The following is an 11,955-nucleotide window of genomic DNA, read 5'->3' on the forward strand; positions in this document are numbered from 1 at the left end:
CCGCGGGTGCGCTCGGCGCGCGCGGGCTCAGCAGCCCTCCTCCATGCGCCGCTGGTCCTCCTCGTCCCAGGCGCGGGTGTCGCGCGGCTCCACATAGGGCTCGCCGTCCGCCGGGTGCCCTCCGTCGATCACACGCTGACGCGCCATCTCCGCGTCGAACTCCAGGCCGAGCAGAATGGCCAGATTGGTGACCCACAGCCAGACGAGGAAGACGATGACGCCGGCCAGCGTGCCGTAGGTCTTGTTGTACGAGCCGAAGTTGCCCACGTAGAAGGCGAAGCCCGCCGACGCCACCAGCCAGATGAGCAGGGCGACCAGGCTGCCCGGCGTGACCCACTTGAAACCGCGGATCTTCGCGTTGGGAGTGGCCCAGTACAGCATCGCGATCATGATGGTGACCAGGAGGACCAGGACCGGCCACTTCGCGATGGACCATGCGGTCAGCGCCGCGTGACCCATGCCGAGCGCGGTCCCGGCCTGCCGGGCCAGGCTGCCGGTGAAGACGACGATCAGGGCGCTGGCGACGGCGAGCACCATGAGGGTCAGGGTCAGTGCGACCCGCAGCGGCAGCACCTTCCACAGCGGGCGCCCTTCGGGCACGTCGTACACCGCGTTGGCGGCGCGGATGAACGCGGCGACATATCCGGAGGCGGACCACACCGCGCCCAGCAGCCCCACCACCGCCAGTACGGAGCCCAGTCCCGCGCTGCTCTGCAGTTGTTCCACCGCCCGGGAGATGATGTCCCGCGCGGAACCCGGCGTGAGTTTCCGCAGGTTGTCGAGCACCTGCTGGGTGGCCGACTGTCCGGCGACCCCGAGCAGGGAGACCAGCACGAGCAGCGCAGGGAACAGTGACAGCACGCCGTAGTAGGTCAGGGCGGCGGCGCGGTCACTGAGTTCGTCGGCCTGGAACTCCGCGACGACCCGGCGGAGCACCGCGAGCCAGGAGCGGCCCGGCAGCTCGGTGGGCGAGTCCGGAGCATCGCGGTCGGACGCCTCGCCGGGCCCGAACGCACCGGGCTGGAACTTCTCCGACCCGGACTCCTCGTGCCCGGCCCGACGCCCACGGCCCTGTTCGCTCCCGTGTTCGCGCCCGGTGTCCTCGTCGTGCGTGCGGGTGTCCTTGCCACTGGTGTGTTCCCGATGTCCGGGAAGGTGCAGACCGTCCATGGATTTCGGATGTCCCCGACGGCCGTGATCACGCCCGCCGCCGCGCACACGGGGCGCATGGCGCGCGCCCGGCCTCGCCCCCGCACACCCGTGTCGGCCGGCGGGCCCGGGCTTCGACAATGGGGCGCGGACGGGGCCCGCCCACCATCCGCATCGGGGTGGGTCCCGTCTAGGCTCCGCTGGCCCTCAGCATGTCCTCACGTTCGACGATCTTCACGCGTGCCCGGCCCTGTGGTTCGCCCAGCCGCCTTTCCGCGGCGTCCAGGCGGTACCAGCCCTCCCAGGTGGTGAAGCGGATGTTCCGCTCGGTGAGGAAGGCGTCGACGGCCTCCGGCGCGGGGGAGACGGGCGTGTGCAGCCGCCCGCTCGCGTGGTCGTCCAGCAGATTGGCGACCGTCTCGTTGGCGTCGCCCTTGGTGTGGCCGATGAGGCCCACGGGACCACGCCGGATCCAGCCGGTGACGTACGTGGACTGCACGTGCTCGCCGCTCTCGCCGACGATCCGGCCTCCCTGGTCCGGAACCGTGCCGGTGTCGATGTCCCAGGGCAGCTTGGGCAGCTTGTCGGACAGGTAACCCACCGCGCGGTACACCGCCGTGACGTCCCAGTCCTTGAAGGTGCCGGTGCCCTTGACATTGCCGGTGCCGTCGAGGGCGGTGCGCTCGGTGCGCAGGCCGACGACCCTGCCGTCCTCGCCGAGTATCTCGGCCGGGGACTCGAAGAAGTGCAGGAACAGCCTGTGCGGCCGGTCGCCGATGTCGCGGATGGCCCAGTTCTCCAGCGTCTTGGCGACCATGTCGGCCTGCTTGTTCGCGCGCCGGGTCGCGATCGAGCCCTCGTCGTAGTCGATGTCCTCGGGGTCGACGACGACCTCGATGGTGGGGGAGTGGTCCAGCTCGCGCAGTTCCATCGGGCTGAACTTCGCCTGCGCCGGGCCGCGGCGGCCGAACACGTGGATCTCCAGCGCCCTGTTGGCCTTCAGGCCCTCGTACACGTTCGGCGGGATCTCGGTCGGCAGCAGCTCGTCGGCCGTCTTGGCCAGGATGCGCGCCACGTCGAGGGCGACGTTGCCGACACCGAGGACGGCGACCTTCTCGGCCTCCAGCGGCCAGGTGCGCGGCACGTCCGGGTGCCCGTCGTACCAGGACACGAAGTCGGCGGCGCCGTAGGAGCCGTCGAGGCCGATGCCGGGTATGGACAGGTCGCGGTCTGCCGTGGCGCCGGTGGAGAAGATCACGGCGTCGTAGAAGGCGCGCAGGTCGTCCAGGCCGATGTCGGTCGGATAGTCGACGTTGCCGAAGAGGCGGACCTGCGGCTTGTCCAGCACCTGGTGGAGAGCCGTGACGATGCCCTTGATGCGGGGGTGGTCGGGGGCGACGCCGTAGCGGATCAGGCCGAACGGGGCCGGCATCCGCTCGAAGAGGTCGATGGACACGCCCGGGTCGGCGGCCACGTCGGACTTGAGCAGGGCGTCGGCGGCGTAGATCCCGGCGGGGCCGGCTCCGACGATGGCTACCCGCAGGGGGCGGGACATGATCAGGTTTCCCTTCGAGCGGTGACAGGCGACTCGTCGGCAACCCTAAACTAAGGCAAACCTAAGTGGTACGCGGGTCCCGTCTATGGGCCCATAAGCCAGGTTTATGAGACGGGTCCGGGTGAGAGGACGGACCGGATCGGGTCGGGCATGGTGGACATGTGATCGTGTTGGCCGCGTGCTTCGCCGTCCTGGGAGCCGCCAGCAACGCCACGGGTACGGCCTTCCAGCGGAAGGCGGCCTCGACCGTCTCGCGCGGTGGCGGGCTGCGGCTGCTGCTCGCCCTGGCGCGCCGTCCGGCCTGGCTGATCGGCATCGGCGGGGTGATGGGCGCCGCCCTGTTCCAGGCGATGGCCCTGGTGAACGGGCCCATGGCGCTGGTGCAACCGCTGTTCATCCTGGAACTGCCGTTCGCCCTGCTCATCGCCGCCCCGCTGATGCACCGCCGGCTGCCGCCCGCCGGCTGGTGGGCCGTGGGGGGCGTCGTCGCCGGGCTGGTGCTGATCCTGGTGTCGGCCGCGCCCTCCGGCTCCACCAACCAGGCGGCCATGGTGCGCTGGATCCCGGCCCTCGCGCTGTGCCTCGGCCTCATGACGCTCGCGGTGTTCCTCGCCCGCCCGGGACGCCCGCCCCTGTTCAGGGCCGCGATGCTGGGCGGGGCCGCCGCCATCGGCAACGCCCTCACCGCCGCGCTGCTGAAGTCCGCCACCGACACGCTCGCGGACACCGGCTTCGGGGCCTTCCTGCGCACCTGGCAGACGTACGGGTTCGCGCTCGTCGGGGTCGCCGCGCTGCTGCTGCTCGAAAACTCACTCCAGGCCGGTTCGTTGGCGGCCTCCCAGCCCGCGCTGACCATCGGAGACGCCACGGTCAGCCTGCTGCTGGGCGTCACGCTGTTCAGCGAGGAGGTCCGCACCGGCTGGTGGGTGGTGCCCGAGGCGCTGGGAGCCGGGCTCATTCTGTGGGGGGTGCTGCGGCTGACCCACGTCGTCCCGCACATCCAGCAGACCCTGGTGGGCGACGTGCGGCCCGATCAGTGAACACCGGCCGGGCAGAGCCGTACGGTCATACCCTTCGCACCACGGGGTACCGGCTGCCCCATGACTCCTGAGGTGCTTACCCCCGCGTCGCACGCACGGGGCGCGGACCAGCTGCGGCGGCTGCACGGCGCGTACGCGGCCGGCACGGCCCTGTGGACCGTCTCCCTCTTCGTGGCCCTCCTGGGTCACGAAGGCGACGTCCGGCAGGTCGTCCTCCTGCTCGCCCTCCTGGCGGCCTTCGCCCTGCTGTGGCTGTGGTCGACCTGGCTGCTGTGGAGGGGCGGTGACCCGGGCGGGCCCCGGCCGCGACGCTGAGGGCCGCCCCGGACTCCGCCCTCACCCGGGGAAGCGGCCGGCGGAACGCAGGGCCCAGCGGCGCTCGGCGTACGCCAGGTCGTCCCGCCACAGCCGTCCCGCGGCCAGCCGGATCAGCGGCCGCAGCAGCGGCGCCGCCCGCCGCGCCACGGCGAAACCCGGCCGGTCGGAGGCGGCCACGACGGCCTCCACGACCGCGGTGCGCGGCCGGCCCAGTCCGTCCGGGCCGAGCGGGGTGGCATGGGTCTCGACCACGGATCCACGTCCCTCGCCCTCGGTGATGTGCATGACCACGGTGCGCGGCTCGGGAGCGGTGAACACCGCCCGCACCGGAACGACCAGACGCCCGGCCACCTTGAAGGAGACGTCCACGACGAAGCCCCCGCCGCCCCCGTCCGCGCGACCCGGCACCCCGGCGACCGTCAGGTCCACGAAGGAGTACGGGTGGAACCACGCACCGTGCCACGGGTCCAGCCGGTTGGCGACCACGTCCTCGGGCTCACAGACACCGACGCCGACATGGACCGCGTCCAGCGCGGCCGAGGCGACCGGCCGGACCGGAACCACCGGAGCGGGGGTCGGTGCTTCGCCCCCGATGTCGTCCAGCCGCACCCACACCAGTACGCCGTCGTCGTGCACCGGCAGCGGCTCCCAGCCGGCGAACGGCGTGCCGTCCAGGGCGAGTCCGTGCCAGTGGCACACGAGCCTGCCGCACCGGACCCGGCTCTCCGCGAGGGGCGCGCCCAGGTGCGGGCAGACACCGGGCCCGGCCACCATCCGTCCCCGGCCGTCGCGCCAGACGACGACCTCCCGTCCGCCGACCGTGCGGGCCAGGGGACGGTCACCGCGCACGTCCCGAGTGGCCCCGACCACGTACCAGTTGCCCGACGGCCGTGCCTGAGCCCGTTTCAGCGCCTCGGAGATGACGGCGGGCCGGGCCTCGCGCCAGGTGGGGTGCTGCCGTTCCCAGGCAACGGGGTGCCTGCGCAACCGCAGCGGGAGGCGGCCCCGCCGCGCGGGCGGCTCGGATGTCACGCGACCTCCTGATGTGCCGGTGCGGGCGGGGACCCCGCCGAGGGTGGGGACGAGGACCGTGCGGGCGACGCCGTCGGCCGTGCCGCCCCGCGCCGGGCCCGGCGGCGCGCACCCAGGCGGGCCGCGGTCACCCGGACGAGGCCGTCCACGGCGACCGCGGCGCGGCGCCTGCGCGGTACCACCGCACGCCGGTGCACGACGTCGTGGCCGGAGCCGGCGATGACGTCGAGGATGCCGGAGTACAGCACGAAGGCGGTGCGGATGCAGGGCCGGGACACCGGGTCGAGCATGGCGATGCCCGGCGCCGCCTCGCGGTAGACCCCGCGGGTGAGATCCTCGAAGGCCCGCAGCGCCTGGGTGATGCGCCGGTCCGGCCGGCCGCGGTCCCGGCTCCAGCGCAGCAGTTCCCGGTCGACGCCGTGCGCCCGCAGCAGGTCGGCGGGCAGGTACACACGGTCCCGGTCGAGGTCCTCGCCCACGTCCCGCAGGAAGTTGGTGAGCTGGAAGGCCACGCCGAGCGCGGCCGCGTGCGGTGCGGCCTCCTCGCGGGGCACCACCGTCCCGAGGACCGGCAGCATCTGCAGTCCGATGACCGCCGCCGAGCCGTGCATGTACGCCCGCAGGTCGGCGTAGGTGGCGTAGCCGGTGACCTCCAGGTCGCTGCGCATGGCGGTCATGAAATCGCCGAAGTGACGGTGGTCGATCGCGTAGCGGCGCGCGGTGTCCGCCAGGGCCCGGACCGTCGGCTCGGCACTGCGGCCCGCGCGCAGACCCGCCGCGAGGTCTTCCTGGAGGCGGGCAAGGGCCCCGGCGCGCCGATCGGCGCTCTGCGTGGGATCCAGGGAGTCGACGATGTCGTCCGCCCAGCGCGCGAAGCCGTACAGGGCGTGCACCGCCGGGCGGCGCTCGACGGTCAGCAGACGGGTGGCGAGGAAGTACGTCTTGCCGTGCCGGGCGTTCAGGCGCCGGCAATGGGCGTAGGCCCGGCGCAGCGAGGGATCGGTGATGCCCGCCGCGTCGAGCTCCCGGTCGGTCATGACGCCGCTCCCTCCGCCACCGAGGGGGCGGCCCTGCGGGGCCGCCGGGGGCGGACCGTGCCGCCGGTGATACGGGCCGCGGCCAGCTTCCCGGACAGCAGGACGGTCGGCACCCCGACGCCGGGGGTGGTTCCGCAGCCGGCCAGAACGGCGTTCTCGGTGCCGCGCACGAGATTGCGCGGCCGGAAGGGACCCGTCTGCGTGAAGGTGTGGGCGGCCGAGAAGGGGGTGCCCGCGGCAAGACCCCGGGCGTGCCAGTCGGCCGGGGTGACCAGGCACTGCTGCTCGATCGCGGCTCCCATGCCGGTCAGTCCCCGCTGCTCCAGCACCCGCAGCAGCGCGTCCCGGTAGCGCGGGGCGAGATCGCCCCAGTCGGCGGCGGAGGGACCGATGTCCGTGTTGGGACAGGGCGCAAGGACGTAGTGCAGATGGCGTCCTGGGGGAGCGAGGCCCGGGTCGGTGGCGGTGGGGCGGGTGATCAGCAGGGACGGGTCGCTCATGAGCTCGCCGGTCCGGGTGAGTTCGTGGAACGTGCGCCGCCAGGCCCGGCCGAACGACAGGGTGTGGTGGGCCAGTTCGGGCCACGTGCGGTCGCAACCCGCGTGCAGGACCACGGCGGAGGGCGCGTGGGTGATCCGCACCGGCCGGCGCGGGGCGCGGCCCAGCAGCCGGTAGGCCACGGGGAGGTCCGGCGTGAGGACGACGGCGTCGCACGGGGTGCGGCCGTCGGCCGCCACGACCGCGGTGACGCGGTCACCGGCCCGTTCGAGCCGGGTGACCTCCTGCCCGAACCGCAGGTCCGCCCCCGCTCCCGCGGCGGCGTCCGCCATCGCCCGCGGCAGGGCGTGCATGCCGCCGCGCGGGAAGTACACCCCGGCGACCGTGTCCATGTAGGCGATCACCGCGTAGGCGGCGAGCGCACGGTCCGGCGCGACCCCCGCGTACAGGGCCTGGAAGGAGAAGACGCGGCGCAGCCGCTCGTCGTGCAGGTACCGGGCGATACGGGCGTCCAGGCGTCCGAAGCCGCCCAGCGCGGCCAGCCGGGCCAGGTCCGGGGTCAGCAGCGCGAGGGGCGAGTCGAAGTTGGCGTCGATGAAACGGCGCATCTGGGCCCGGTGGAGCCGTTCGAGCCAGTGGCGCAGCCGCCGGTAGCCCGCCGCCTCGGCGGGGCCGGCGAAGCGCTCGATCTCCGCCTCCATCGCCTCGGCCGCGGTGTGCACGTCGAGGACGCTGCCGTCGGCGAAGCGGGCCCGGTACGCCGGGTGCAGCGGCACCAGGTCGACGCGGTCACGGATGCACTCACCGACCGCGGCGAAGGCCTCGTCGGCGATGTCGGGCATGGTCAGCACGGTCGGCCCGGTGTCCATCGAGTAGCCGCCGCGGACCAGCCGCCCCGCGCGCCCCCCGGGCCGGGCGCCCCGTTCGACCACGGTGACCCGGCGCCCGGCGCCGAGCAGGTGCAGCGCGGCGGAGAGACCGGCGAGACCGGCGCCCACGACCACCACATGGTCGCTGCGGCCCGGAAGCGTCCGGCTCATCGGCCGGTCACCCGCGACCCACCGGAGAGCCGCACACCCGGGCCCGAGCCGTCGTCACCCGGCGGGGCGCCGCGGCCCGTTCCCGGCACAGTCCCCGGCGCGCACACGGGGTCTCGAAGGCGGCGTGCGGCCCGCGGTTCGAGTGCGGCTGAGGCCAGGTGCCTCAGCCCCTGCGCGGCCGGCCGGCCGAACTTCGCCCCCACCGTGTCCGCCGCACCGGTGGCGGGCAGCGGACACCCCGGCCCGCCCGCCACGTCGCCGTCGACGGCGCGCAACACCCGCGTGCCGGTGTCCGGCACCACCGCACGGCGCTGCTCGCCCGCCCCCTCCGCGTCGCTCCGGCGCACGGGCGGGGCCGCGGGGAGCCCGACGGCACGGTGCGGCCCCGGCGACGGTTCCCCCGCCAGGTGGTCCTTCGCCTGCGTGGAGCGCATGTCGGGTTCCTCTCGCCTGATCGAAGCCGGATTCCCCAGTCATTCCGCGCCGGTGGGCGAGGCGGATGCGCCGAAAGGGCGTCAGGGACGAGGCCTGCGGCATCCGGGTGTACGGCGCGTCCTCCGGCTCCGCCTGAAACCGACCGGCCGGGGCACCCGACACGCCCGTGCGGGTTGCATCCGTCCCGGTACGCGAACCGGAATGCTTCCGGTGACGCCCGGGCCCGGGCGGTGCGGTGCGGAGGGAGGCCGGCAGTCGTGCTCGACGCGGACGTCGCCATCGTCGGTGCGGGAGCCGCAGGACTGTCCCTGGCCCACCGGCTGGCCCACCGGCCCTCCGGAGCACGCCGTCTGTCGGTCGTTCTCCTGGCGGCGCCGCCCGGCCCACTGCGTCCGCCGAGCCGTACGTGGTGCTACTGGGAGGCCGGCTCCGGTCCGTACGACGCGGCGCTCACGAGGTCCTGGCGGCGCCTGCGCATCCACTCACGGCAGGGGCGCGGCATCGAGGACGACATCACACCGCTGCGCTACAAGATGCTGAGGTCGGACGACTTCGAGTCGCTCGTCGACCGCGCGGTGGCCGCAAGCCCGGACACGACGCGGATCCAGGCCGCCGTGGAGAGCGTGGAGCAGGTCGCCGACGGCGCCGTGGTGCGGGCCCGCTCAGCCGACGGCAGTCCACTCTGCGTGCGGGCGCGCTGGGTGTTCGACTCCCGCCCCCTGAACAGCCTCCCGGCGGCTCGTACCACCCTGCTGCAGCACTTCCACGGCTGGTTCGTGCGTCACGAACGGCCGGTCTTCGACCCGGAAGCCGTGGAACTGATGGACTTCCGCACCCCGCAGCCGCCGCACGGGCTGTCGTTCGGTTACGTGCTGCCCACCGGCCGCCGTCAGGCACTGGTCGAGTACACCGAGTTCTCGCGGGCCGTCCTGTCGCGGGAGCGCTACGAGGCCGCGTTGCGGCACTACACCACCGACGTGCTCGGCCTGCGCGGTCTGACGGTCACCGGGACGGAGTCGGGGGTGATCGCGATGACGGACGCCCCGTTCGCCCGGCAGGCCGGGCCGTCGATCTTCCGGATCGGCGCCGCCGCGGGCGCCACCCGCCCGTCCACCGGCTACACTTTCGCGGCCGTGCAGCGGCAGACCCGGGCCGTGGCGGCCGCTCTTCGCGCGGGACGCCGTCCGCTGCCACCGCCCGCGCACCCGGCCCGCTTCCGTGCCATGGACGCCGTCCTGCTGCATGCCCTGGACAGCGGCCGCGTCGACGGCGCCGCCTTCTTCACCCAGTTGTTCGCCCGCGTTCCGGCCCAGCGGCTGCTGCGCTTCCTGGACGGCGGGACCCGCCCGTACGAGGACCTCTCCATCGGTCTGCGCACCCCCGTCCTCCCCATGCTGCGCGCCGCGCTCGAACTGCCCCGCCTGCCCCGCCGCCCCTTCCCGGACCCATGACGGCGGTTCGTCACCCCCGCCCGGCTTCCGCACGCCGGGTCCGACCGGCTTCCGCTCGAGGAGACCGCATGACCGTGTTGCGCGACCACGCCCTGGCCGCCGCCTTCGACCACGCCGCACGCAGTTACGACACGCTGGTGGCGGCCAACCCCGGCTATCACGCGCACCTGCGGCGCTCGGTCCGTCGCCTGGGACTGCCGCACGGGGGGAGCGGCCTGAAGGTCCTGGACCTCGGGTGCGGCACGGGCGCCTCGACCGCCGCCCTTGCCGCCGTGCTGCCCGGCGCCGAGATCACCGCGGTGGACGCGTCCGCGGGGATGCTGGAGCGGGCCGCCGCCAAGCCGTGGCCGCGGGGCGTCACATTCGTGCACGCCCCGGTGGAGCACCTCGCCGAGGCCGGGGTGAGCGGCCCGTACGACGCGGTCTTCGCCGCCTATCTCCTGCGCAACGCCGCCGACCCGGACCGCGTGCTCGCCACGGCTCGCGATCTCCTGGCGCCGTACGGCCGGCTGGCGGTGCACGAGTACACGCTCAGCGGCCGGGCCGTGGACCGCGCGGTGTGGACGGCGGTGTGCGGCGGCCTGGTGCTGCCGGTGGCGACGCTGCTCGGCGACGGCCCGCTCTACCGCCATCTGTGGCGCAGCGTCGTCGACTTCGACACCGCGGAGCGGCTCGCGGCCCGGGTCGCCGCGGCGGGGTTCGCCCCGGTGCGGGTGCTGCCGCTGCCGGGCTGGCAGACCGGCATCACCCACACGGTCGTCGCCCGACGGGCGGACCGCGGTGCCGGGGGTACCCGATGACCGGCGGCCGGCCGGAGGGCGCCGCCCGCCGCGGCCGCGACCGCCGCGCCCGCGTCCTGCCACCGGTTCCGGGGGCACCACGGATCAGCGGGGCCCACCGGCCTGGCGCCGCCGTGATCGGCGGCGGCATCGCCGGACTGGCGGCCGCCACCGCCCTGGCGGAACGCGGAGTCGACGTCACCCTCTACGAGCGCGAACCGGCACTCGGCGGACGCGTGGCGGGATGGCCGGACCTCCTGCGCGACGGCACGCCCGTGACGATGAGCCGGGGCTTCCACGCCTTCTTCCGCCAGTACTACAACCTGCGCGGACTGCTGCGCCGCACCGATCCGCGCCTGACCCGCCTGACCGGTCTGCCGGACTACCCCCTGTGGCACAACGCCGGAACGCGGGACGGCTTCCGGCACGTTCCGCGGACCCCGCCCTGGAGCGCCGTCGGCTTCGTGACCCTCAGCCCCTCCTTCGGGGTCCGCGATCTGGCGCGGATGCGCCCGTCAGCAGCACTGCCGCTGCTCGACGTGCGAGTCCCCGAGGTGTACGCGCGTCTGGACCACGTCAGCGCCTCCGACTACCTGGACTCGGTCCGCTTTCCCCCGGCGGCGCGCCACCTCGCGTTCGAGGTGTTCTCCCGCAGCTTCTTCGCCGACCCGGCCCGGCTGTCGGCCGCCGAGATGGCGCTGATGTTCCACATCTACTTCCTCGGATCCGCCGAGGGACTGCTGTTCGACGTTCCGGACGAACCCTTCCCGACCGCCCTGTGGGAGCCGCTGGCCGCCTACCTGCGCGGGCACGGTGCCCGCCTGCGCACCGCCACGCCCGTCGAGAGCGTCGCACCGGGTCGCGGCGGCGGGTTCACCGTCGCCGCGCGGGACGGCTCGGGGCACCACGACGCGGTGGTGCTGGCCCTGGACGTCGCGGGACTGCGGAGCCTCGTGGAGCGCTCCCCGCGGCTCGGTGACGCTCAGTGGCGCGAACGGATCCAACGCCTGCGCACCGCACCGCCGTTCCTGGTGTCGCGCCTGTGGCTGGACCGTCGCGTGGCGCGCGACAGGCCCGGATTCCTCGGTACGAGCGGGTACGGCACCCTCGACAACGTCAGCGTGCTCGACCGCTGGGAGGGCGAGGCGTCCCGCTGGGCCGCACGCACGGGCGGATCGGTGGTGGAACTGCACGCGTACGCGCTGCCCGAGGACGCGGCCCGGGACGTGGAGCAGAAGCGCCTTCTGGGGCAGTTGCACCGCGTCTACCCCGAGACCCGGGCGGCCCGGATCGTGGACGAACGGCACGAGTGGCGGGCCGACTGTCCCCTGTTCCCGGTGGGCGGATACGGCGACCGCCCCGCCGTGCGCACCTGCGACCCGGGTCTCGTGCTGGCCGGTGACCTGGTGCGCACGGATCTGCCGGTGGCGCTGATGGAGCGGGCGGCCACCAGTGGCTTCCTGGCGGCCAACGTGTTGCTGGAGCGCTGGGGCGTGCGCGGTCAGACCCTGTGGACCGTGCCCGGCCAGGGCCGCAACCGGACGCTGCGCGCACTGGCCCGGTGGGGCCGCCCCGCGGGGGAACGAACCTCTCCCGGCTCGGGCGCTGCGCCCTGAGCGCA

The 11,955-nt window shown here is 74.2% G+C and carries 11 protein-coding genes; 5 read left to right on the top strand and 6 right to left on the bottom strand.

What is annotated here, in order from left to right; translation table 11 throughout:
* Positions 1-27: 27 nt before the first annotated feature.
* On the bottom strand, positions 28-1,170 hold the full coding sequence (locus tag AB0A61_RS18555; RefSeq protein WP_361292913.1) for a YihY/virulence factor BrkB family protein: 1,143 nt from the start codon (positions 1,168-1,170) through the stop codon (positions 28-30).
* A gap of 169 nt (positions 1,171-1,339) precedes the next feature.
* Positions 1,340-2,704, bottom strand: a complete 1,365-nt coding sequence (locus AB0A61_RS18560; RefSeq protein WP_361292915.1) for an FAD-dependent oxidoreductase — start codon at positions 2,702-2,704, stop codon at positions 1,340-1,342.
* Positions 2,705-2,865: 161 nt separating this feature from the next.
* Here AB0A61_RS18560 and AB0A61_RS18565 point away from each other — a divergent pair, with 161 nt between their 5' ends.
* Together AB0A61_RS18565 and AB0A61_RS18570 are read left to right on the top strand one after the other, a co-directional pair.
* A complete protein-coding gene (locus AB0A61_RS18565) occupies positions 2,866-3,744 on the top strand; it encodes a DMT family transporter (protein ID WP_361292917.1) in 879 nt (292 codons plus the stop codon).
* Between the two features lie 60 nt (positions 3,745-3,804).
* Positions 3,805-4,059 carry a hypothetical protein gene (locus AB0A61_RS18570; RefSeq protein ID WP_361292919.1) on the top strand — a complete coding sequence of 85 codons (255 nt, stop codon included), beginning with the start codon at positions 3,805-3,807 and terminating at the stop codon, positions 4,057-4,059.
* A 21-nt stretch (positions 4,060-4,080) separates the two neighbouring features.
* On the opposite strand, the gene AB0A61_RS18575 is transcribed toward AB0A61_RS18570, so the two are convergent.
* The 4 genes from AB0A61_RS18575 to AB0A61_RS18590 are packed head-to-tail and all read right to left on the bottom strand — an operon-like array spanning position 4,081 to position 8,103.
* Positions 4,081-5,094: a DUF5914 domain-containing protein gene (locus AB0A61_RS18575; RefSeq protein WP_361292921.1), complete on the bottom strand. Its 1,014-nt coding sequence runs from the start codon at positions 5,092-5,094 to the stop codon at positions 4,081-4,083.
* Positions 5,091-6,131, bottom strand: coding sequence for a phytoene/squalene synthase family protein (locus AB0A61_RS18580; RefSeq protein WP_361292923.1), 1,041 nt, complete (start codon positions 6,129-6,131; stop codon positions 5,091-5,093). Before AB0A61_RS18580 ends, AB0A61_RS18575 begins: the two co-directional genes overlap by 4 nt.
* Positions 6,128-7,669, bottom strand: a complete 1,542-nt coding sequence (gene crtI, locus AB0A61_RS18585) for a phytoene desaturase family protein (RefSeq protein ID WP_361292925.1) — start codon at positions 7,667-7,669, stop codon at positions 6,128-6,130. Before crtI ends, AB0A61_RS18580 begins: the two co-directional genes overlap by 4 nt.
* Positions 7,666-8,103, bottom strand: a complete 438-nt coding sequence (locus tag AB0A61_RS18590; protein ID WP_361292927.1) for a hypothetical protein — start codon at positions 8,101-8,103, stop codon at positions 7,666-7,668. Before AB0A61_RS18590 ends, crtI begins: the two co-directional genes overlap by 4 nt.
* A 258-nt stretch (positions 8,104-8,361) precedes the next feature.
* Between AB0A61_RS18590 and AB0A61_RS18595 the strand changes: the two genes are divergently transcribed.
* From AB0A61_RS18595 to AB0A61_RS18605, 3 genes are all read left to right on the top strand, one after another.
* On the top strand, positions 8,362-9,555 hold the full coding sequence (locus AB0A61_RS18595) for a lycopene cyclase family protein (protein ID WP_361292929.1): 1,194 nt from the start codon (positions 8,362-8,364) through the stop codon (positions 9,553-9,555).
* A 68-nt stretch (positions 9,556-9,623) separates the two neighbouring features.
* Entirely contained in the window at positions 9,624-10,355 is a 732-nt protein-coding gene (locus tag AB0A61_RS18600; protein WP_361292931.1) for a methyltransferase domain-containing protein, read from the top strand.
* The gene (locus AB0A61_RS18605) at positions 10,352-11,950 is read left to right on the top strand and encodes an FAD-dependent oxidoreductase (RefSeq protein ID WP_361292933.1); all 1,599 of its coding nucleotides are present in this window, start codon (positions 10,352-10,354) and stop codon (positions 11,948-11,950) included. Before AB0A61_RS18600 ends, AB0A61_RS18605 begins: the two co-directional genes overlap by 4 nt.
* Positions 11,951-11,955 lie beyond the last annotated feature (5 nt).

The sequence above is a fragment of the Streptomyces sp. NPDC046197 genome, assembly GCF_040646295.1.
Taxonomy (GTDB): Bacteria; Actinomycetota; Actinomycetes; order Streptomycetales; family Streptomycetaceae; genus Streptomyces.